The following is a 21532-nucleotide window of genomic DNA, read 5'->3' as shown; positions in this document are numbered from 1 at the left end:
AGGGCACAAGGCCCTGATGCAAAGCCAGCCTCAAGCCAGTCCCCAGGATCCGTTTGAAAGTCTAAACCCTTGACTATACTGGATAGTGGAACAAGGGCACGAGACCTGATGTGAAGCTGGCCGAGAGCTGGTGAACCGGGATCGTGTCTTTTTTATGCAGCCAACATGAGGTGGGTTTGATGGTATTCCATCGGACTTTTGTACCGCAAAGAGGAATGGGGACGCTCCTCGTTATACCAATGAACATATCGATTCACCGCCTCTCGAACCTCACGAATGGAGGCATACTCGTGTAGCCAGATCTCTTCTTCTTTAAGCGAGCGAAACCATCTTTCGATCAAGGCATTGGACTGCGTTTTCAAGAAGTCGCGACTGGTAAATTGGGGACCGTTATCGTGTACGAGTTTGAGTCTGGAATCGACTTCCCGAATCCCCTCGGGGTAGGTTTGGTTCACGGCGAGATGGAGAGCATGGATGGCTTCATCATCCCGGCAAAACGCTTGAACATCAAAGCTCACAATCCGACGATCATATGCGTCAATCATCGCCACCAAGTAGGCCCACCCCTCTCGTGATCAAACGTTGATTCGGGCCCGTCGGATGAGCGGGCCGTTCCCCAACGGACCGTTTGGCCCCATACTGAATCGTCTTTTGCAACAAATTCATGCGTTTCATTGCCCGGTAAACCGTTTTCTGGTTACAGGGATAACCTTTTCGTTGGAGTAAAGCCCAAATTCGACGGTAACCAAAGGTCGGATACTGGGTGGTTAGGCGCTTCACTTCTTGAGCCAAGATTTTCTGCCGGGGACAGGATCGCGCCTTCACTTCATAAGAGCGTTTCACCTCTCTGTAGTACGTTGAGTGCTCAATCTCCAACGCCTTGCAAACGGCTGTAACCGTCACTTCGTTGGCTTCTACCAGCACTTGGATCGAGGAGAGTCCTTCCTTCAGGGAAGGGGTGCCAACAAGCCGTTCATATTCCGCAATCTTTTTTTCCCACATCGCCGTTTCCGTCTGCCGTTTGGGACGAAGTCCCGCTTTAGCTCCTTCTAAAAACGCATCCCTCCATTGGTAATAAAGTGCCTGCGAGATTTGATGCTCCCGGCAAACTTCTGAGATGGAACGATTCAGTACAATCGCCATTTTTTCTTCCTGGCTCCAATGACGACGCTTCATCTTCATCCCTCCATAGATGGTTTTCTACCATTATGGGGAGCGGGATCTCAGTAAACCGAGTGTTGCATTTTAAAATGGGGCGCTATAGATAAGCTCCAGAAAAAGAAAGAAAGTCGCTTTACTACCGGACAAATAGTAAAGTGACTTTCCGAATTTAAGATATAGTCAGTAGAACCGTCATATCAACGGTTCTACTGATATCCTTCATTAATTTCGAATTAGGTAATCGAATGCACCTAAGGCTGCCGTAGCACCTGATCCCATCGAAATAATAATCTGCTTATATGCGCTATCCGTACAGTCACCTGCAGCAAACACTCCAGGGATGTTCGTAGCGCCATGCTTATCGACAATGATTTCACCGAAGCGGTTACATTCAATTGTTTCACATACCCACTCGGTATTTGGTACAAGGCCGATCTGAACAAATACACCCTGCAGTTCAATATGTTGTTCTTCTCCTGTCTCACGGTCAATGTAAGAAATGCCGTTTACTTTGTCAGTGCCGGTAATTTCTTTTGTTTGAACGTTCTTTAGGACAGTTACGTTAGGGAGGCTGTAAAGACGCTCCTGTAGGACAGCATCAGCTTTCAGCTCTGGCATGAACTCAAGAACTGTTACATGTTTCACAATACCTGCGAGATCAATTGCCGCCTCAATACCAGAATTACCACCGCCAATAACCGCTACATGTTTTCCTTCAAACAATGGGCCGTCACAATGAGGACAATATGCTACACCTTTGTTCTTGAACTCTGCTTCACCTGGTACACCAATATTGCGCCAGCGTGCACCTGTTGAAAGGATTACGGTTTTACTCTTTAGAACAGCACCATTTTCAAGTTCAACTTCGATAAGGTCTTTCTTTTCTAAACGCTTGGCACGCTGTAAGTTGATTACATCAATGTCGTACTCTTTGAGATGTTCTTCAAGACTTGCTACCAGCTTACGACCTTCAGTATATTTCACACTGATAAAGTTCTCAATGCCCATGGTGTCCATTACCTGACCGCCAAAGCGTTCAGCAACAATGCCTGTACGTATGCCTTTGCGTGCCGCATAGATTGCTGCACTTGCACCGGCTGGACCGCCCCCAACAACAAGCACATCGTATGGATCCTTATCAGAAAGCTCTGATGCGTCTGGACCGTTCCCCATTTTGGCCAGGATTTCCTCAAGTGTCATACGGCCACTGCCAAAGGGTTCGCCATTTAGGAAAATAGTTGGCACGGCCATGATTTCTTTGCTTTCTACCTCTTCTTTGAAAACTGCACCGTCAATCATGGTGTGTGTAATGCCAGGATTGAGAATGCTCATTAAGTTCAGTGCCTGTACAACATCAGGACAGTTATGGCAGCTCAAGCTGATGTAAGATTCAAAGTGATATTCGCCCTGAATGCTTTTAACTTGATCAATTACCTTCTGATCAACCTTTGGAGCTCTTCCGCTAACCTGAAGCAAAGCCAACACTAATGAAGTAAATTCGTGTCCCAGAGGGGTACCAGCAAAAGTTACCCCAGTATCTTCGCCAATACGATTTACACTAAAGCTCGGCGTTCTCTGCAATTGTGTTTTCTCTACCTTAATGTTGGGTGACATGGTAGCCAATTCATCCACTAGCGCCAGCATGTCGCGGGATACGTCATCGGATCCCGCGCTGACTTTTAGAAGAACATCACCCTCCATCAATTGAAGGTATTGGGCCAATTGTGCTTTTATATCTGCATCCAGTATCATCATTGATCATACTCCTTAAATTTTTCCTACAAGGTCAAGGCTTGGCTTAAGAGTTTGAGCACCTTCTTTCCATTTAGCTGGGCAAACTTCACCTGGGTTGTTACGAACATACTGTGCTGCCTTAATCTTGTTAACAATCGTGCTTGCATCACGGCCGATGCCACCCGCATTAATTTCAACAGTTTGAATGATACCATCTGGATCGATGATGAACGTACCGCGATCAGCTAAGCCTTCTTCTTCGTTCAGCACATCGAAGTTGCGAGAGAGCTTTCCTGAAGGGTCACCGATCATAATGTATTCAATTTTGTTAATCGCTTCTGAGTGATCATGCCATGCCTTATGAGTAAAATGGGTATCTGTTGAAACGGAGTATACTTCGACCCCAAGCTCTTTGAGAGTTGCATATTGGTTTTGCAGATCTTCAAGTTCAGTAGGGCAAACGAATGAAAAATCTGCTGGATAAAAGCAAACTACACTCCATTTCCCTTTTAGGTCGGCTTCGGTAACCTCGATAAACTTGTCATTTTTGGGGTCGTAAGCTTGTGCTTTGAACGGTTTTACTTCAGTTCCAATTAGAGACATAATCAAATTCCTCCTCATTAGTTTAAAATGATTATAGTTTAGTATTAATTATTACTTAGGAACTATTCTTTTGTCAAGGCGGTAGTAGGGGTCACCACGCGACCATATTATGGAAATTGAAGGCTAGTCTTTAGTCTCTTGGTTACCCACCATCCAAATTTACTATTTCCTTCAATTTTCAACCTTCAAGGGAGTTCGTTTGTTCCTCAAAAAACGGAGATTCGAAGAGGATATGTGAGCGTTCCCTTATTTTCTTGAGGAAGGTTCTGCCTATGAATATGAAACGGATGCAGTGTCCCCGGTGTCTACAGATTGAGCGAGTCCACCGATCAGTCACAGACATGTCCTGCTATTATTGCTCCAGGCCTATGCGCGAAGTGATCCAACCAAGGTTGAATTTGTGGCCGGAAACGACTGAAACAAGAAAGGTTTGCATTTCAGACTAGTCTCTCGTTTCCGTTTTGAAATCAAAAAAAACCGGGGTTCGCCCCCGGCTCTTTTCTACCAACATAGAAAATTGTGGTTCAATTTGGTAGAATTGATTTAACAAAATAAATGAGCCACCGTCCTCCGCCAAGAGAAACCGGTGACTCGCACTACAATAGGTTAGGTTAAGTTTACCCTCTATAGACACTTTCAGTCAATAGGAGGGCAACTTTTCCCATATCAAAATAGACAGAAAGTGCGAGCAATCCTTCTCTTGGTGGGCGCGGCAGGCCTTATGAGGAGGATTTTTTGATGGGAAAATTAGTGCAAGGTTGGTCATCAGAAGAATTCCAAGCTCCAGGAGCGATCTTTGACACTACGTTACCAGTCGAAGTGAAAATCTCATACCTGTTTCTGATCAAAGAAATGAAAGACGGTAAGCCAAACCCAAGTATCACAGATATCATGATGCCTGCGGCCTGAAGCGAATGCCGACGAACGGGAACTACTCTTCCGTCGGCTTGCGACTCCCGTAATGAAGTACTGGGTGTGCAAGCGAGGCCCGCACCACGCTTTCGAGGCGTTGGAGTGCCTGGGAGGTAACGGCTACGTCGAAACCTTCCCACTCGCCCGTCGCTACCGTGAGCAGCCGGTGCTGTCGATCTGGGAGGGCTCCGGCAACGTCGTTTGCCTGGATGTTATACGTTCGTTGAGGGTGCCGCAGGCCCTCGATGCCTTCTTAGCGGAACTTCACGAGGCGGCGGGTGACGACACGCGGTTTGACATGTTCGTGCGCGACCTGGAGGCTGAGCTCCGTGGCGGCGACGACCTCGAACCACTGGCCCGGCGATTAACCGAGCGGATGGCGCTCGCGCTGCAAGCTTCTCTACTTTTGCGCTTCGCGCCGACCGTGGTGGCTGATGCATTCTGCGCCGCACGACTCGGTGACCAAACCAGCTTTGAATACGGAACTCTGCCGCGGGGCGTCGACACGGCGGCAATCATACAGCGCCACATCGGACACTGTTGAATTGGTCCTTCAATCTTCGGTATCTTCGCTAGCCTGTATGGTTTGGCCGCTGCCTTTTATTTAGCAGCAGGGTTGACGGGGATCACTTTGTTTATTCGACGACGAATCTGAGTATTAGACCAAAAACCCGGAATCCTTAACGAAAGGATTTCGGGTTTTATTGGTAGTCAAAGCTTCTTAACGTGCGATTTCCGCGTTTTGACGTCGGGGCCCCTTACCAGCGATACCTCACGGTATTACCAATTAATCCCATATAGAGCTGTATATATTGCACGTATCTCGGACTACCCCCTTATCTTGCCGTACCATTTTCTTTCTTTTTTCGGACCCCTATATGCTCCGAATTGGCATTACGGCCTTACGGCCTTTTCGCAGGATCGCTGTGTTCTGCGCCGGGCAGGTGCTTGACGTAGTCGTGACGGATGACCCCCATGCGCATCCGTTGCGGGTGGTCGCCGACGGATATCCGGGTGACCTCCTGCTCGGTGTCGTAGTCGAGGACGACGACCGAGTCATCACCGCTGGCCGAGACGAAACAGTATTGCCCGTCGGCGCTGTTGGTCGCCCAATACGGTTTGTCCACCTTCGGGAAGAGCTTGTACTCGAATGTCTCACGATCCACAATCGCGGCGTAGTCCGACATCGTTCCTGCGACACAGAGCTTCGTGCCTTCGGGGTTCATCGCCAGTCCGTGGTGGGCGGAGTCGAGAAGATACTGCTCGCGCGGGGTATTCCTGGCTTCCTCGCTGACCGGCAGGTGGGCAAGGCGCAAGGGCTTTTCGTTCTCCAGATCGAACTCGACGAACCCGTGGAAAAAGGACAGCTGCAGGTAGGCGGTTTTCTCGTCGGGAGAGAGGGCCATCGGCCTGACTGCCGGGCTGTAGCCCTTGTAGCCGTGCTCCTCAAGGATCTCACCGATATCCAGGCGTTTGATGACCTCGTTCGTCCCGGCATCGACAATCTGGAACCAACGATCCCCCTTCGTGGAGTCGAGGGCCGGCTGGTCGGCCGGGGTCCAAACGTGGCCGATGCTCGCGTGGAAAATCCGCTTACCATCGGAGGAGTAGTTGTTCTCGTGGGGAGAGTCCCCCGACTCGAACTTACCGACTTTACGGCCCTCCGCCGGATCAATCACGTGCACCTTCCGGGCTGTGGAGTCAGACACAAGCAAACGCGTGCCGTCGGGAGACATCGCCATGTGATCCGACCGGTAGCCCTCCATCGGCACGCGCCAGACAATCTCCCGCGTCCGCAGGTCGATGCCGACGACATCGGCCAGGCTGGGCCTTGAGACGTAGAGGTAGCGCCCATCGCGGGACGTGAACATGTCATCCACGTACTGGTCGTTTCCCTCCCCGACGAGTTGGCGAATCGCCAAGTAGTACCCGACCCTCACGGGATCGGTCACCATCGCTTGCCGACGCTCCTCAAGATCCGGGATGACATGGATCCGACCGAGCCGGGTGAAGTCCTCGGGGTCGATGATGTCCACCGTACCGTCCCAGTTGTTTCCGACAAAGAGGACCGACCGCGTTTCCGGCCCTTCCGGCGGTACCTGGGATGCGTTGACGGAAGCCGTCATTGGGAAAACGACCACGAGGGCGGCCATGATCAGTTTTGCCACCCAACGGGCACCGGTTCTCCTCAACAGGGTCCGCCGCTTTTTCAACACTCCCATGCCATTCACCTCTTCTGTGTGATTGATTTGTTGGAATTGTAAATCAATTGATAATGTTTGGCAATCCTGCGTGAGTCAATATTCCCAAAATATCCGCGGTTCCCGCCCCCCGATTGAAAATACGCAACCGACCAAGATAAACAAACTCCCGAGATCCTCCCCATACAAAAAACCGGCACCCTGAATTGAGGGCCCGGTTTTATGAAATCACCCGTGATCAGCCTGATTCATCCGTTCAACCAACGCTTCCGTTATTTTTTTTCTTAAATCGCCGTGTTTTTCTTCACGATAATGAACCCGCTTGTCGATCCATTTTTCATCGGGATATCGCCAAACCGGATAGGGCTTCAGTTCTTCCGGCTCCCATTCGTATCGGGGAAATATGTGGGCATGTAAAAAAGGATCCTTATTACCGAGAATCGAATAATTGACCCGCCTCGGATGACAAACTTTTTCGATGGCTTCACCGATCAAGCTCATATCCATCAAAAAATCCTGTCGTTCTTTATAACTCAACTGGTTCAATGCGGCCGCCCGGGGAGCAGCTAATAGCACACAATACCCTGGAAGGAACTGAGTATCCCCGATCACGGCAAACCGCTTTTCATTTTGGCCATCACCATCGGATTTTCGCCTCGGATAGCCGAACCAACCCGGTCTTTTTTCCAATCCTCGCTCACCGTCACACCCCCGATTTCGTGTCTTCACAACAACGCCCGGTTTTTGATCTCGATGTATTGGTGAATGACCGAGGGGGCCAGCTGGCCGGGAGGAACGTCCAGCGTGACCACCCCCCGCCGCTTCAGGTTCCGCAATCGTTCCGAACGATCGTCGGAAATCCGTTGGGCCACCGTTTTGCGGTGGACGTCTTTCTCCACCCGGGGGTAGAGACTCCGTTCCCGTTCCAGGAGGGGATCCTCCGTCGTCACGGTCATCACCAGGTGGCGCCGCCGGAGCACCGCCAGCTGCTCCACCAGTTCGTCGGCGAAGGTGAGATTGCCGGTGTCGGTGAAGAGGGCCACCAACGCCCGCCGTTTCTGACGGAATGCCAGGGTCTCCACCACAGTGCGGTAACCGGACTCCACATATTCCGGTTCCAGGTCGTGGACCGCCTCCACCAGGCGCTGAAGCTGAACGCCCCCTTTTCCCGGGGGAACCCACCTTAACACCCGGCTGGAAAAAGCGAGCAGGCTCACCTGGTCTCCCCGCTCCAGGGCGATGGCGGCAAAGGCAAGGGCCGCTTCCACCGCCCGGTCCAGACGGCTTAATTCCCCGTCTTTCACCCCCATCACCCGCCCGCAGTCGATCAGAACGGCGACGTGTTGACCCTGTTCCGGCTGGTACACGTTGGTGGCCAGCTTGTTCATGCGGGCGGTGGCGTTCCAGTTGATCATCCGGGGTTCATCCCCGGGGACGTAATCCCGGATGTGGGAAAACTCCGACCCCCGTCCCAGCCCCCGGCGGGTGTGGGGTCCCTCGGACAAGAGCTGTTTCCGATAGATCCCGCCCCGGACCTTTCGCACCTCCTTCAACCGGGGATAGACCCGCTTTTCCTCCCCGGCCTCCCGTGCCTGTTGCCGCATCAACAGACCGAAGCGCCCGGTGACGCGGGCATGAATCCGGTCGAAAGTGTGCCGTCCGCGTCGGTGGGGTCGGGCCCGGTAGCGGGCGACCCCCTTTTCTCCCGGGGCCAGATGCAGGATGAGGTCGCGGACGTCCACCTGAAACCCCTTGGGAAAATCATCCCGGAGAACGCACCGGACGGCGTAGGGAGCCGGGTGGGACACCCTCAGCGTCACCTCGTTGTCTTCCCCCAACTCGAAGAAGGCGGCACTTTCCCGTGAGAGGTCCAACCGGCCGTAACGTAGGAGGGTGAATCCTTCCCCCGCAAGCAGAGTCGCGAGTGCCCCATAGAAGATCCCCGCCGCCTGACCTTCCAACCCCGCCGGGGATGCGGCCAGGGTGACAACCGCTCCCAGGGCGACCGAGAGGAGCAGCCGGGGAGTGGGAATCAGGGCATTATCGCGGAACCGGTATCGAACGGGCGATCTCTTCGATGAGTTCATCGGAGTTCAATCCCTCCAATTCCACATCCGGCTTGGGGACGAGTCGGTGCCGGAGCACCGGTTTGATGACACTCTTGATATCATCCGGGGTGACGTAATTCCGGCCGTCCATCGCCGCCAGTGCCCGCCCCAGGGACAGAAGGCTGATGCCGGCACGCGGGCTGGCCCCGAGCATCACCTGCGGATGATGGCGTGTCGCCCGCACGAGGGACGTGATGTATCGGATGACGAACTCCTCGGCCCGAACGTCTTCCAACCGCCGGCGGCAGGCCAACACTTCGTGGGTGGTCACCTGGGGGGGGAGGGATGCCTCCCGGCCCTCGGTCATCCGGTGACCCTTGAGCACGGCCACTTCCTCTTCCTCCCCGGGATAATCCACTGTCAGTTTGACGGTGAAACGATCCAGCTGCGCCTCGGGCAACGGATAGGTTCCTTCATACTCCATCGGGTTCTGGGTCGCCACCACAAAAAAAGGTTCCGGAAGCGGCATTCCGTCCCCGTCCACCGTGACCCGTCCCTCTTCCATCGCCTCCAGGAGGGCGGCCTGGGTCTTCGGCGGGGTACGGTTCACTTCATCGGCCAGCAACAGGGAGGTGAATAATGGACCCCGTTTAAAAGAGAACCGTCCGGTTTGCGCATCGAAGATTTTGGTTCCCGTCACATCCGCCGGCATCAGGTCCGGGGTAAACTGGATCCGGGCGAAGGGAGCATCGATGACGGCTCCCAGCGCCCGGACGATCAAGGTTTTTCCGAGTCCGGGTACCCCTTCCAGGAGGACATGGCCACCGGTCAGCAGGGTGGCCCACAACAGCCGGAGTGGCTCTTGTTGGCCGACGACCACCGTTTCCAGCGTGCTCAGAACCCGGTTGGAAAGCTCCCCGATTCCCTTGATGTCGATCGTTTGGGTCTCCATCCTTCCAACTCCTCTCTCCACTTTTGCAAGTCCCGGCTGAGCCGGATCAATGTGCTTCCTTTTGGCGTGTCGGGAAGGTTTTCAATCTCCCGGATCAATTTCCGGAACCGCTGAGCGGCCACCCATCCCATCCTTCGCTCCGTCTGCTCCAGCACCTTGGAAAGGGGACTCCGGGAACCGAGTCCGAGCCGGCTCCGGGTCTCCCGCAGCACTCCCTCCAGCTGGATGGCCAAGGACTCCTGTCCCACCCCGGCCCATTGGTACAGCGAGGCCATCGCCCGAATGTATTCATTCCCGGTCCGCTCTTCCTTAACCGATTCCCAGCGGGGGGCTCCAAACCGCTTCCCGTTCCGGTAGAGCCAGAGGAAAAACAGAAGGGTTCCCTGAAAAAACAACCACCATAGCAAAGGGGACATCAGGGTCGTCAGCGTTCGCTCTTCCCCCGCCCCGCCGGCCGACGGCGCCTCCATCCCGTGGACGGTTTCGTCAAACCAGATTCGCCCATCTCCTTTTGCGAGGGAGGCAAAATAAAGGGCCAGGGCCAGGTTGTCTTCCTTGCCGATCCCCCGGTTGGTGATCAGGTCCGGTTCGGGGATGTAATAGATGGCCCCCTTCCCGATCCCTCTCTTCCCGATCCGGGGAATGCCTTGATCATCTTTCCAGACCTCGTCCATCGAAGATAAAAGCCGGCGGTTCCGGGGAAAATGAAGAGTCTCCACCTCGTTTTTCCAACCGGAACCCGACCGATCCATGGAAACCTTCTTTTTTCGGTGGTCGATTTCATACCCGTCCAGATGCAACCCGTCGGATAAAGGTCGGCCGAACGTGGCCCAGACGATGAGCGTGTTCCCGTTTCGGACCCACTGTTTCAGGGTGTCGATCTCACCGGGGGAGAAAAAGCGTTGGGAAGGTTCCACGATCCACAAAACATGGCCCCGGGTTTCCGGCAAATGATCCCAGCCTTCCTCCCACCGCCCGACAGGCTCTCCCCGTTCCTCCAGGAGGCGGTATATCCCGGAAACTCCCCGGTCGGAGGGAGTCAGGCTCGAATACGGAACCATGGATGCGTTCCATCCGAATGGGAGCAGCCAGGCTATCAGAAGGATCGGAACCAGAACCCAGAGCCAGGGCCGGATCTTTCCTTTCACCCGGCTCCACCCCCTTTCACCAACTCGGCGGAGAGCCTTTTGAATTCCGTGTAATCTTCTTCCCGGGCTTCCACCCGTCCGTACCACACCCGGTCAAACCGCTGGATCAAGGCGGAAAAGGCGGGAAGGAGTTCGGAACGGTTCCGCTCCACTTCCTGCCGGTATTCCCGGTTGGTCTTAAAATCCCCTTGCACCAACACCCGCCTCTCGTTCAGGGACACCAGCACCGAACGGAAGAGACAGCGGATTCCTTCCCGGTACTCCCTTCGTTCCGCGTAGGTTTCCGCCAAGTCCCACCATCGGGAGGAAGGGTGTTTTTCAAAAGAGGAAGTTCCGGATAGACGTTGCTCCACTGTCCGGTGGAAATGCACCCGCCGACGCAGCCAGAAAAAAGTCAGTCCCCCCATCAGAGCAAGCAGGAACGGCAGGAGCCAGCCGATCCGCACGTCCACATCCATTCCGAAGAGGGTTTCCATCCAGTGGGAAAGCCAGCGGTTGGCCTCCTGGGACCAGGCATCCAGTTGGCGCTCAATGTCCAATAACCAATTTTGTTTGGAACGGTTTTCTTCTTTCAAAATCTCGGACAACTGTTTTCGTGCTTCCCGGTAGTCCGGCGACACGCCATGCCCCACCTCCTTCTCCCGCGTGGATGCCTCATGCCGTTTCCCGCCGAAGATGTTCCGCTTCCGCCGCAAGATCCCATCCTTCTTTGCGGAAACGGCGCTCATAATACAACACCACCGCCAAAATGGGAGGGGCCGCATAAACCAGGGAGGTGAAAGCCGCCACCATCGCCGAGAGGAGGAGGTTGGAGATCCAGCGCGTTCCCGGCGGGAGGAAGAACTCCAGGGGAAGCCGCAACATCTGCAGGAGGGAAGGCACCAGGTTGAACACATACAGAATCAGACCCAGAACCAGCAACAGCCCGAAGGTTCTCCAGAAGGCGGAGCGGGTCAGCTGCCAGCTTCGCTTCAAGGCGGGCCAGTAGGGTGTATTCTCCTCCAGGATCACCGGGACCGCCAGAAACAGCCGACAATACAGAAACGAAAGCAGGCCCAGGGAACACAGGACGGCCAATACCGCCACCCCCCCCATGGCGGAGGCCCAGTCCCCGGTGACCGCCCCCAGCAGCAATCCCGAAAAAAGAAAGATCAGGACGGGAACCGCCAGGCAGGCGATCATCAACACCCATTTCAGGATCATCGTCATCAGCACCGATCCCCCGTATCGTCCCACCAGGCGAAAGGCCTCCCGAATCCCCGTCGCCTCCCCCCTTCTCAAATGCCGACGGGCCACCTCCGTGACCGAAGCGACAGCGAGAGGATGGAGGAACAGGAAAGACAATCCGTAAATCACAAAAGACAGAAAGACGAGGACCAAGGAAGTCTCCGGCGGAGCGTAGGGATCCGGCGCGACTCCCATCGGCTGGGCGGTCTCCGCCTGACCCAGGGAAAAGTGGAAAAAGAACGTTCCGACACCGAGAAATGCGGCGCAGATCGCCCACACGCTCCATAACCGGACGCGGAGGATGCGAAAAACCCCGTCCAGGATCCCGGTGAACTTCCACGGCCGGACCGAACCGGCGGGCAAGGGTTTTTCCGTCAAACGAACTCCCCCTTTTTGAGTTGAAAAAACCCGGGAATGAAGCCCGGGCTTGACCGGAGGGGGCTGACACATCAGCCCCGGAGAATTTGTTCCACCCGATCGGAGTCGAGACGGCGGATCAACGCGGTGAGGAAGCGCTTGACCGCCCGGATATCCCCTTTGTCCACCACGGCGGCATGGGAATGGATATAGCGGGCGCAGACGCCCACGGCCGCGGACGGGACTCCGGTGCCCGTTTTATGTACGGCGCCGGCATCGGTTCCCCCCTGGGAGACAAAAAACTGGTACGGGATCCCCTCTTCCTCCGCCGTCTCCACCAGGAAACGGCGCATGCCGGAAAGCGGCACCATGGACCGGTCAAACAGCCGGATCACCACCCCTTTTCCCAGTTCGCCGAAGCCGTCTTTCACTCCCGGTGTGTCTCCAGCGGGACCCGCATCCACGGCGAAGAAGACATCGGGCTCGATGGTTTGCGCCGCCGTCACGGCCCCCCGGAGACCCACTTCTTCCTGCACCGTGGCGCCTGAGTAGACGACGTTGGGGTGCTCCATATCCGAGAGATCTTCCAGGAGTTCCAGCGCCATTGCGCACCCGAACCGGTTGTCCACGGCTTTCGTCATCAGACGGCGGCCGCCTTCCATCTCCACCAGTGGGCAGACGGGTGTAATGGAATCCCCGGGCCGAATCCCGGCGGCTTCCACCTCTTGCCGGTCATCCGCTCCGATATCGATGAACATGTCATCGATCTCCACCGGTTTTCTCCGGGTTTCTTCTTTCAATAGATGGGGCGGCACCGATCCGATCACTCCCGGAATCCGTTTTCCGGTCCGGGTCACTACTTCCACTCGTTGGGCCAGCATCACCTGGCCCCACCAACCGCCGAGAGTCTGGAATTTAAGAAAACCATCGTCGGTGATCCGGGTCACCATGAATCCGACTTCATCCATGTGGCCGGCCACCATCACCCGCGGGCTCTCTTTCGTCCCCCGCTTCACGCCGAACAGGCTGCCGAGCCGGTCACGAACCATCTCCTTCGTGTAATGTCCGATCTCTTTTTTCAACGCCTCACGGACCTCTTCTTCCGCTCCCGGAACCCCCGCGAGCTGCGTCAGTTTCTCAAAACGTTTCCAATTCATGCCTCACTTCACTCCAACCATGATTATGTATGGGATTGCTTCGGGTTGTCCTCGGATTCCCGGGCCTTCCACTCCCGGTAACGGCGGTGGACCGTCGCCCGGGAAACGTCGTAGCCGAACCCCTGCAGGGTGGCTGCAATCTCCTCAAATGTCAGCTTCTTTTCTTTCAGGGCGAGGATCTGTTCCATCGGGACGTCTTTCCGCGAACGGCCGCCCTGGCCTTGGTTTTTCAGGTTCCGGGCCGGATTGAACCCTTTTTCCCGGACCGCCCGGCGCATCCCCCAGGAAATCTTTTGCCTCATCCACTTCCGCTGCAGTTCTTCCACCTTGGCCATGATGTGCAGAACCGTCGACTCCCCCGCTTCCAACTCCAGCTCCCCGCCGGATTGCAGACTGTAGATGCGTGAGCCGGAGCGGGACAGTTGGTGGACCACCGCCAGTTTGGCTTCCCCCCGGCCCAGCCGGGTATCGTCCTGAACCAGGACGGCTTCGGCTTCTTTCTCCCGGACGGCATCCAGGAGGCGGCAGAGACCTTCCCGCTCCAGCTGGAACCCGCTGTGTCGCTCGGTGATGACTTCCACCACTTCACAAGGGAGGCTCTCGGCCCACGCTTGAAGATCCGCCACCTGCCGCTCCAGGCTGGTTTCCTGTTCCCCCCGCCGGGTGGAGACCCTGGCGTAAATGATTCCCCTCACCTGTTTTCCACCCCCTCTCAGGGCTTGCCATATCGATCGGCTTCCGGTATATTGATAGGTTGGAGGAGTGATACTGGTGATTACCGATGAACTGATCCAACGGATCAACGAACTGGCCCGCAAACAGAAAGCCGAGGGACTCACTCCCGAAGAGAAGAGCGAACAGCAAAAGCTGAGAGCGCGGTATCTGAAAGGGATTCGCGGCGCGGTGAAAAACCAGCTGGACCGGGTCCGCTTCGTTGATGATGTGGATCGGTCCTGAGGATGCCCCTTTCATTATAAACAAGTGTCCGGGAGAACGAAATATGAAAGACGGAAAGGGCCCTTGACGGGGCCCTTTTTTTGGTTTCACTTCATTAAACGCTTCAGCTTTTCCCGCTCCCGCTGGATCCGCATCTCCAGTTCCAGCCGGACGGAGGGCTCTGCCTGCTCTTTTTTTCGTTCCCATTCCTCCATTTTCTCCGTGATTTCCCGGATCTGATCCATTCGGGTCATGATCTCCTCCTGGCCGTGGGCCAACGGCTCTTCCCATTCGAGGTGGATTTCCACGGAGCTCCCGGGCCCGATGTTTACCGGAGCCCGTTCAGCGATCCGTTTCTGTGCCTTCCCCGTCACCTCAAACCCCGTTTTTGCTTTCACGATAAAGGGGTGCTGCCATGCCGGGTTTCCTTGCCCGTCCCGGATCCGCACCTGAACGCCCCATAACTTCATACGATTCCTCCTCTCTGTTGTTCCGTACCTTGGTTTTATCATTTCCTCTTTTGCGGGCAAATGCAACCATCCGGATTCTGATTTTCAATTATTCAGTTTCTATCACAGACTGGTTATTGATAACAATAAGTTAGTAATATATAGTAACAGGTGGAGGCAAAATATTGATATTTGAGAGGCGATTCTTGCATGTTGCCCTACAAAGAGCTGGCCCGCATGGACAAATTGGTTCACGAACCGGCCCGTCTCTCGATCCTGACCGCCCTGTCCGCTTGCACTCTGGCTGAATTTCTCTTTTTACAGGAGTTGACCGGACTGACCAAAGGAAACCTCTCCAGTCACCTGGCCAAGTTGGAAAAAGCCAATTTGGTGGTGATCGACAAGCACTTTGTGAGAAAAAAGATCCCCCAAACCACGATCCGGATCACGGCGGACGGACGGTCCGCGGTGGAGCGACACTGGCAACAACTCGCTTCCATCCATGAAGCCATCCGGAAACAAGGCGCCCATGTCCATTTATCCGAATCCAAGTCGATCCAACGTTAGACAACCCTTTTTCCTATGAGCCTCTTTTGCCCCCTTCTGTTCCTTCACCCAAACAGACTCTCATACCGTGTCATAACCTATGGGAGATAGACTGTCTGGGAAGGAGAGAAGATCCCTTGTTTCCGATCGAATTGGGAAAATTGGCCCGTGTGATCGGTGGGCGGATTGTCCGCGGAAACCCGAACCTGAAATTGAAACACGGATTGTATCAACGGACTTCCCCTCTTCCAAACCACGGAGTTGTTTTTTTGCGACTCAACACCCAAACAGGAGCAAAGGAACTTCAAAGGTTACAACCAAAGCCGACCACAGCCGTTGTGGTGAAAAAGGGATTGGAACATCGTGTTCCCCGGACATGCGCGGTCATTACAGTCCATCATGTGATGAATTCGGTCAGAAATCTGATCCGTCGGGAACGTTCCCGTTCACGCGCCGCTTTCATCGGAATCACCGGAAGCTGCGGGAAAACCACCACCAAAGAGATGACAGCCGTTGTTTTGTCCCGCCGTTTCCGCACCTTGAAAACAATTGCCAACTATAATGTCGCGTCCATGCTGCCCTTCAACCTGATCCGACTTCGACCGGATCATCAAGCGGTCATTCTTGAAATGGGAATGTCCAGTCTGGGAAACATTCGACGCCAGTGCGAAGTGGCAAAACCCCACATCGGAATTGTGACAAATGTCGGGGTGGCTCATGTTGGAAGCTTGGGAGGAAAGCGTTCCAACGTGGTCCGGGCAAAACAGGAACTGGTGGACGGCGTGAGGCCGGGAGGGACATTGATCATCAACGCGGACGACAAGGGGACACGGAAACTGAACACCCGGCGTTTTCGGGGCAAAATCATTACGTACGGTGTCCGCAACCGTGCCCACCTGCAAGCCGGTGACATTCAATACACCCGTCAGGGGATGTCGTTCCGGGTCAAAAAAAAGAAGTACGAGATTCCCCTTTGGGGCGAGCACAATGTGTACAATGCCTTGGCTGCGATTGCTCTGGCCCGTCATCTCGGAGTCCCGCGGCGGGAGATCCGGAAAGGGTTGAGCCGTTTCCGACCCCCGAAAATGAGATTGCAGCGGAGCCGGGGGATCAAAAACTGCCTCTTGATCAATGACGCATATAACGCCAATCCGAATTCCATGATCGCCGGACTGAAAGTATTGAAAAAAGTCGCAAAGGAAAAACCCAGTGTGGCTGTTTTGGGAGATATGGCCGAACTGGGGCGCCTGTCCAAAAAGGGACACCGGCGGGTCGGGAAGAAAGTGGCGAAACTGAATCCCGATTATCTTTTCACGGTGGGTCCAAAAGCAAAAGAGATCGGAAGAGCCGCCATTCAATCCGGTTATGCCCGAAACAAAGTTCGTTTTTGCCAAAACAGACCTCAAAAAGTGGCCAAACGCATCAAAAAGAAAGTCCCTCCAGGCTCGATCCTTTATTTCAAAGCTTCACGGAAAACAAAATTGGAGCAAACCGTAAAGCTTTTGAAGAAGTAGTGTCAAACCCGGTCGGGAATCTGTCCCAACCGGGTTTGACATAGGCTCAAACAACAAGTATAATGAAATGGAAATTGAATAGGATTCTCTTCCTGTTAAAGGGGAGTAGCTGATACAACAAAGTCGTCATTACGGGATGCGTCCCCGGCTTTGTTGGCAACCTTCGTGTTGTTGGCAAGACCTTTACCGTTTCTTTGTGGTGAAGGTCTTTTTATATTACCTGAAAAGTGAGGTAGAATCATGGCAGAGTATCTATCATGGGAATTCCTTCAGGCCCTCATCTCCATTATCATCATCGATCTGGTGCTTGCGGGAGACAACGCGATCGTCATCGGAATGGCAGCGAGAAATTTGCCCAAGGAAAGGCAAAGGTGGGTCATCATCGGGGGAACAATGGGCGCTGTCGTCATCCGGGCCCTGGCCACTCTGGCAATCGTATGGCTGTTGAAGATCCCCGGCCTCCTGTTGGTCGGCGGGCTCATCCTGATCTGGATCGCCTACAAACTCCTGGTGGATGACAAAGGGCACGAAGATGTCAAAGCCAGCAACAACATGTGGGGAGCAATCGGGACCATCGTTGTGGCCGATGCGGTCATGGGGCTGGACAATGTCCTGGCCATCGGGGGTGCCGCCCACGGAAATTACATCCTGGTGGTTCTCGGATTGCTGATCAGCGTGCCCATCATTATCTGGGGAAGCACCATGATCCTCAAGTGGATGGAACGCTATCCCTCCATCATCTACATCGGCTCCGGCGTGTTGGCCTGGACCGCGGCCAAGATGATCGTGGATGAGCCGTTTCTGAAAGAAATTCTCGAGGGGGAACCCGCCATCCAATGGGGGCTGGTCCTGCTGATCGTGGCCGGGGTTCTCTCCCTCGGCCGTCTGACCAAGAAAAAACAGGCGACACAGACCTGACTTCCCATCCTAACCCGGCGCCTCGGTGCCGGGTTTTTTTGGGCTTCCTCCTTCGTGCCGGGCCACTCCCTTTCGGAATAGGATGTGTTGAGTATCCGACTCGATTACCGAATGGATGGAGGAGGCGGTTCCAACGAAACCCGTCACCTTATCAAACTGTGCCAAGATCATGGGCGGGTCTTTGATTCGCGGAAACGGCGGAAGCATCCTGCGGACGGCCAACCTGGGGAAGCCTTCCTCCCTCAGGAGAAACCAGATCTACTTTTATTCCACTTCCCGTTCCCGTGAAAAGCAGCTCGCCGCGCTGGCAAAGACCCCCCCCGTCGCCGTGGTGTTGCCCGAAGACGTTCCCGCCTCATCTCTCCCGGGAGAGAGTGCCGTGATCCGGGTAAAGAACAACAAACGGGCCATCTGGCGGTTGGCCAATTGGAACTGGAAACATCACTCCCCCCGTGTGGCCGCTGTCACCGGAAGTGCCGGAAAATCAACGACCACGGCCATGGTGGGAACGATCCTGAAGAAAACCAAAAGGGTGGTTCACACAACAGAAAACCTGAACACCTTCAGCTTCCTTCCCTCCTATCTCCTGCGGCTGTCCTCCAAGGACCAGGTGTTATTGCTGGAAATGGGGATGAAGTCGCTGAACAACATCGCCCGCCAATGCCGGGTGGTGCGTCCCGAAGTGGGGGCTGTCACCAATGTGGGGGAAGCCCATGCGGGAAGCCTCGGCGGATTGGACCGGGTGGTGAAGGCCAAACAGGAGCTCATCGATGGACTCCGGAAGGGCGGGACCCTGTTTTTGAATGCGGACTGCCCGCGTTCCCGACGGTTATCGACCCGCCGTTTTCAGGGGAAGGTGCACACCTTCGGTATCCAACATCCCTCCGATATTCAGGCCAATCATCTCCGCTACACTCCCTTTGGCATGAGTTTCGATGTGAAGATGGAAGGAAAACGGGGAACCTTCCGGATTCCCACCTGGGGTGAGCACAATGTTTATAACGCACTGGCCGCCATTGGGATCGCCCGGGCATTGGGGATGGATTTTTCATCGATCAAACGGGGGCTGGAACGGGTAAAGCTGCCAAAAATGCGACTCCAGCGACTGGCGGGAACCCGGGGACGGGTGTTGATCAATGATGCCTGGAACGCCAATCCCACCGCCATGAGAGCCGGTTTGACCGTGCTGAAACATCTGTCCGGAAAACGCACTTCGGTTGCCGTTTTGGGAGACATGCAGGAACTGGGCAACTATACGTGGACGGCCCACCGGCAGGTCGGCCGATTCGTCGCCCGCATGAACCTTGACCGATTGGTCACTTACGGACGCGAATCCCGTGAAATCGGAAAAGCGGCCGTCGCCGCCGGAATGAGCCCGAAACGGGTGATCCACTTCACAAGCCGCGAATCCCTGATCCGTTATCTGCGGAACACCCCGCCCCGTTCCATGATCTACTTCAAAGCGTCAAGAAAGCTCAAACTCGAGAAAATCGTCGATTCCCTCCGGTTTTCCTGAACCGAAGGGTTTCAACGGAAAAGCAGCCGGTGGAAATCGGCTGCTTTTCCCTGTGGGGTCAATTCATTTTGGACCTTCGGGTGGCTTCCGCTTCTTTCACCGCCTCGGAGGGAGTTTTCCCCACTTGAATGGCCATGGCGGCGGTCAGGGCCCCCTCCACGAAAGGGGCGTCAATGATGGTGACACCACAGCCTCGGGCGGTCAGCATCTCCGCTGCCATCTCGGCATTCATCCGGGCGCTTCCCATATCGAACAGAAGAAGCACATGCTCCCATTCGGAGGGAACCGCCTCTTCGATCGCTTCCGCCCGCGTTCCGAGTCCCCCTTCCCCGTCCCCGGCGGCAATTCGGATGGGCACGTCCCGCGCCATCGCCGATATCAATTCATGGGTTCCCAAGGCCAACCGCTCGCTGTGTGACACCAACAATAATCCGACCTTATCTTTCACGGCCGTTCCCTCCCCGGGAAGAAACGGTTTGGTGGAGAGTTTCAAACAGCAGGACCGTGGACTCCGCTCCGGGGTCCCTGTGACCGACACTGCGGTCCCCCAGATAAGCGGCCCTCCCCTTCAATGCCCGAAGGTCCCGGATTGCCTCCGCTTTTTCACGGGCCCACTCGAGAAGGTGTGAGGTCCGGACAGGCTCCCCCGCCCTCTTCTCCGCCGTCTCACTGACAACGGCCCAGACATCGTACATGGTCTTTTCCCCGCCGTTCACTTTTCCCCGTTGTCCGATCCCTTCGGAAGCTGCCTTCAATAACGCGGGCCAGTCGTCATGACCGATCTCCTCTTTTCCTTTGAGGAACATGGACATGCGCAAAAACGCCGTTCCGTACAGAGGACCGGAAGCGCCCCCCACCTTGGAGATCAGTGTGCGGCTGACCAAGAGAAAAACTTCCGGCAATCCGCCTTCAAACGTCTTCAACTGATTCCGGACCTCCTTCCATCCCCGGGCCATATTTGCCCCGTGGTCCCCGTCTCCGACGGCGGAATCCAGTTCCGTCAGCCAAGCCTTTTTTTCTTCGATCACATCCGCATAACGCTGAAACCAACCGGCCACGTCCTTCGCGTTCAATTCCCGCCCCTCCTGATGGTCACACTATCCGCCGGTTGGGCCAAAAGCGCTTCCAATTCCTCATCCAATTGGAACAGCGTGAGGGAAAAACCCGCCATGTCCAAGGAGGTCATATACTCACCGACCCAGGCTTCCACCATCTTCATCTCTTTTTCTCTGAGACAAGCCATCAATTCTTTGTGGACGACATTCAGCTCCATCAGGGGAGTGGAACCCATCCCGTTCACCATGACCGCCACGCGGTCGCCCGCTTTGAAAGGAAGATCCTCCCGAATCCGGTCGAAAAGGGTTCGGACAAGCCGGGAAGCGGGAAGGAGTTTGGTTCGCTTCACCCCCGGTTCACCGTGGATTCCGATTCCGATTTCGATCTCGTCTTCCTCCAGCGTAAAACTGGGCTTCCCCGCTTCGGGTGGGGTGCAGGGAGTCAGGGCCACCCCCATACTGCGGATCCGGCCGATCGCTTTTCGCGCCGTTTCCTTCACCTCCGGCAACGTTGCCCCCGATTCCGCTTTGGCTCCGGCGACTTTGTGGACAAACAGAGTGCCGGCGATGCCCCGGCGTCCGGTGGTATGGGTGCTGTCTTCCACCGCCACGTCATCGTTGACCACGACGGAATCAACTTCGATCCCTTCCGCCGCGGCCAATTCCACCGCCATTTCAAAATTGAGCACATCACCGGTATAGTTCTTCACGATACAGAGAACCCCTTTTCCGCTGTCCACCGCTTTGATCGCTTCCAGGATCCGGTCCGGGGTGGGAGAGGTAAACACCTCTCCGGCTACGGCGGCATCCAGCATCCCTTTCCCCACAAAACCGCCATGGGCGGGCTCATGGCCGCTGCCTCCTCCGCTGACGAGACCGACCTTCCCTTCCACGGGGGCGTCCGTCCGCAGGAGCACACCGCTCTCCTTGATCCCTCGAAGACGGTCGGGATGTGCCAGAATCATTCCCTCCAACATTTCCTTGACAATCTGTTCGGGCTGATTCATCACTTTTTTCAACAGAGATCCCCCTTGGATAGACGTGTTCCATTCTGTTAACGGGATATGGGACTTCTTCTTCCTCAACCATTTCAATTCC

24 protein-coding genes are annotated in these 21532 nt (G+C 55.2%); 7 read left to right on the top strand and 17 right to left on the bottom strand.

Going from position 1 to position 21532, the window contains the following annotated elements:
* Positions 1-152 precede the first annotated feature (152 nt).
* From C8P63_RS14380 to ahpC, 4 genes are all read right to left on the bottom strand, one after another.
* Entirely contained in the window at positions 153-545 is a 393-nt protein-coding gene (locus C8P63_RS14380) for an integrase core domain-containing protein (protein ID WP_245920935.1), read from the bottom strand.
* Entirely contained in the window at positions 538-1176 is a 639-nt protein-coding gene (locus C8P63_RS14375) for an IS3 family transposase (RefSeq protein WP_170109677.1), read from the bottom strand. The genes C8P63_RS14380 and C8P63_RS14375 overlap by 8 nt, the downstream gene beginning before the upstream one ends.
* 207 nt (positions 1177-1383) lie before the next feature.
* A complete protein-coding gene (ahpF, locus tag C8P63_RS14370; protein WP_108025384.1) occupies positions 1384-2913 on the bottom strand; it encodes an alkyl hydroperoxide reductase subunit F in 1530 nt (509 codons plus the stop codon).
* 15 nt (positions 2914-2928) lie between these two features.
* The gene (gene ahpC, locus C8P63_RS14365) at positions 2929-3498 is read right to left on the bottom strand and encodes an alkyl hydroperoxide reductase subunit C (protein ID WP_108025344.1); all 570 of its coding nucleotides are present in this window, start codon (positions 3496-3498) and stop codon (positions 2929-2931) included.
* A gap of 738 nt (positions 3499-4236) precedes the next feature.
* Here ahpC and C8P63_RS19195 point away from each other — a divergent pair.
* Both C8P63_RS19195 and C8P63_RS14360 read left to right on the top strand, forming a co-directional pair.
* Entirely contained in the window at positions 4237-4407 is a 171-nt protein-coding gene (locus C8P63_RS19195; protein WP_170109676.1) for a hypothetical protein, read from the top strand.
* Positions 4397-4954 (top strand): acyl-CoA dehydrogenase family protein, encoded by a 558-nt coding sequence (locus tag C8P63_RS14360; RefSeq protein WP_281258730.1) that lies wholly within the window; start codon positions 4397-4399, stop codon positions 4952-4954. Before C8P63_RS19195 ends, C8P63_RS14360 begins: the two co-directional genes overlap by 11 nt.
* A gap of 358 nt (positions 4955-5312) precedes the next feature.
* On the opposite strand, the gene C8P63_RS14355 is transcribed toward C8P63_RS14360, so the two are convergent.
* The 9 genes from C8P63_RS14355 to C8P63_RS14315 form a co-directional block, all read right to left on the bottom strand.
* The gene (locus C8P63_RS14355; protein WP_108025342.1) at positions 5313-6632 is read right to left on the bottom strand and encodes a YncE family protein; all 1320 of its coding nucleotides are present in this window, start codon (positions 6630-6632) and stop codon (positions 5313-5315) included.
* 207 nt (positions 6633-6839) lie between these two features.
* The gene (locus tag C8P63_RS14350; RefSeq protein WP_245920929.1) at positions 6840-7301 is read right to left on the bottom strand and encodes an HIT family protein; all 462 of its coding nucleotides are present in this window, start codon (positions 7299-7301) and stop codon (positions 6840-6842) included.
* Positions 7302-7336: 35 nt separating this feature from the next.
* Complete coding sequence (locus tag C8P63_RS14345) at positions 7337-8698, bottom strand: DUF58 domain-containing protein (protein ID WP_108025341.1); 1362 nt, start codon at positions 8696-8698, stop codon at positions 7337-7339.
* Positions 8652-9611 carry an AAA family ATPase gene (locus C8P63_RS14340; protein WP_108025340.1) on the bottom strand — a complete coding sequence of 320 codons (960 nt, stop codon included), beginning with the start codon at positions 9609-9611 and terminating at the stop codon, positions 8652-8654. Before C8P63_RS14340 ends, C8P63_RS14345 begins: the two co-directional genes overlap by 47 nt.
* Positions 9554-10759 carry a DUF4350 domain-containing protein gene (locus tag C8P63_RS14335; RefSeq protein WP_108025339.1) on the bottom strand — a complete coding sequence of 402 codons (1206 nt, stop codon included), beginning with the start codon at positions 10757-10759 and terminating at the stop codon, positions 9554-9556. The genes C8P63_RS14340 and C8P63_RS14335 overlap by 58 nt, the downstream gene beginning before the upstream one ends.
* On the bottom strand, positions 10756-11454 hold the full coding sequence (locus C8P63_RS14330; protein WP_170109675.1) for a DUF4129 domain-containing protein: 699 nt from the start codon (positions 11452-11454) through the stop codon (positions 10756-10758). Before C8P63_RS14330 ends, C8P63_RS14335 begins: the two co-directional genes overlap by 4 nt.
* Complete coding sequence (locus C8P63_RS14325; protein WP_170109674.1) at positions 11414-12364, bottom strand: DUF7847 domain-containing protein; 951 nt, start codon at positions 12362-12364, stop codon at positions 11414-11416. Before C8P63_RS14325 ends, C8P63_RS14330 begins: the two co-directional genes overlap by 41 nt.
* A gap of 71 nt (positions 12365-12435) precedes the next feature.
* Positions 12436-13500 (bottom strand): M42 family metallopeptidase, encoded by a 1065-nt coding sequence (locus C8P63_RS14320; protein WP_108025337.1) that lies wholly within the window; start codon positions 13498-13500, stop codon positions 12436-12438.
* Between the two features lie 23 nt (positions 13501-13523).
* Entirely contained in the window at positions 13524-14195 is a 672-nt protein-coding gene (locus C8P63_RS14315; protein WP_108025336.1) for a YneB family resolvase-like protein, read from the bottom strand.
* A gap of 76 nt (positions 14196-14271) precedes the next feature.
* Between C8P63_RS14315 and C8P63_RS14310 the strand changes: the two genes are divergently transcribed.
* Positions 14272-14457, top strand: coding sequence for a DUF896 domain-containing protein (locus C8P63_RS14310; protein WP_108025335.1), 186 nt, complete (start codon positions 14272-14274; stop codon positions 14455-14457).
* A gap of 86 nt (positions 14458-14543) precedes the next feature.
* Here C8P63_RS14310 and C8P63_RS14305 read toward each other — a convergent pair whose 3' ends face one another.
* Positions 14544-14906 carry a hypothetical protein gene (locus tag C8P63_RS14305; RefSeq protein ID WP_108025334.1) on the bottom strand — a complete coding sequence of 121 codons (363 nt, stop codon included), beginning with the start codon at positions 14904-14906 and terminating at the stop codon, positions 14544-14546.
* Between the two features lie 189 nt (positions 14907-15095).
* On the opposite strand from C8P63_RS14305, the gene C8P63_RS14300 reads away from it, so the two are divergent.
* From C8P63_RS14300 to C8P63_RS14285, 4 genes are all read left to right on the top strand, one after another.
* Positions 15096-15452 (top strand): transcriptional regulator, encoded by a 357-nt coding sequence (locus C8P63_RS14300; RefSeq protein ID WP_108025333.1) that lies wholly within the window; start codon positions 15096-15098, stop codon positions 15450-15452.
* A 116-nt stretch (positions 15453-15568) separates the two neighbouring features.
* Positions 15569-16945, top strand: coding sequence for a UDP-N-acetylmuramoyl-tripeptide--D-alanyl-D-alanine ligase (locus C8P63_RS14295; protein WP_170109673.1), 1377 nt, complete (start codon positions 15569-15571; stop codon positions 16943-16945).
* 240 nt (positions 16946-17185) lie between these two features.
* Entirely contained in the window at positions 17186-17863 is a 678-nt protein-coding gene (locus C8P63_RS14290; protein ID WP_108025331.1) for a TerC family protein, read from the top strand.
* Between the two features lie 169 nt (positions 17864-18032).
* On the top strand, positions 18033-19379 hold the full coding sequence (locus C8P63_RS14285; RefSeq protein WP_170109672.1) for a UDP-N-acetylmuramoyl-tripeptide--D-alanyl-D-alanine ligase: 1347 nt from the start codon (positions 18033-18035) through the stop codon (positions 19377-19379).
* A 58-nt stretch (positions 19380-19437) separates the two neighbouring features.
* On the opposite strand, the gene dhaM is transcribed toward C8P63_RS14285, so the two are convergent.
* The 3 genes from dhaM to dhaK are packed head-to-tail and all read right to left on the bottom strand — an operon-like array spanning position 19438 to position 21453.
* The gene (dhaM, locus tag C8P63_RS14280; protein WP_170109671.1) at positions 19438-19827 is read right to left on the bottom strand and encodes a dihydroxyacetone kinase phosphoryl donor subunit DhaM; all 390 of its coding nucleotides are present in this window, start codon (positions 19825-19827) and stop codon (positions 19438-19440) included.
* Complete coding sequence (dhaL, locus tag C8P63_RS14275; RefSeq protein WP_108025328.1) at positions 19817-20452, bottom strand: dihydroxyacetone kinase subunit DhaL; 636 nt, start codon at positions 20450-20452, stop codon at positions 19817-19819. Before dhaL ends, dhaM begins: the two co-directional genes overlap by 11 nt.
* A complete protein-coding gene (dhaK, locus tag C8P63_RS14270; RefSeq protein WP_108025327.1) occupies positions 20449-21453 on the bottom strand; it encodes a dihydroxyacetone kinase subunit DhaK in 1005 nt (334 codons plus the stop codon). Before dhaK ends, dhaL begins: the two co-directional genes overlap by 4 nt.
* Positions 21454-21532 lie beyond the last annotated feature (79 nt).

Origin of the sequence: Melghirimyces profundicolus (assembly GCF_003054245.1) — a bacterium.
In the GTDB taxonomy this organism is placed as follows: Bacteria; Bacillota; Bacilli; order Thermoactinomycetales; family DSM-45169; genus Melghirimyces; species Melghirimyces profundicolus.
Note: the sequence above shows the minus strand (reverse complement) of the source record. Positions and strands in the feature narration are given on the sequence as shown.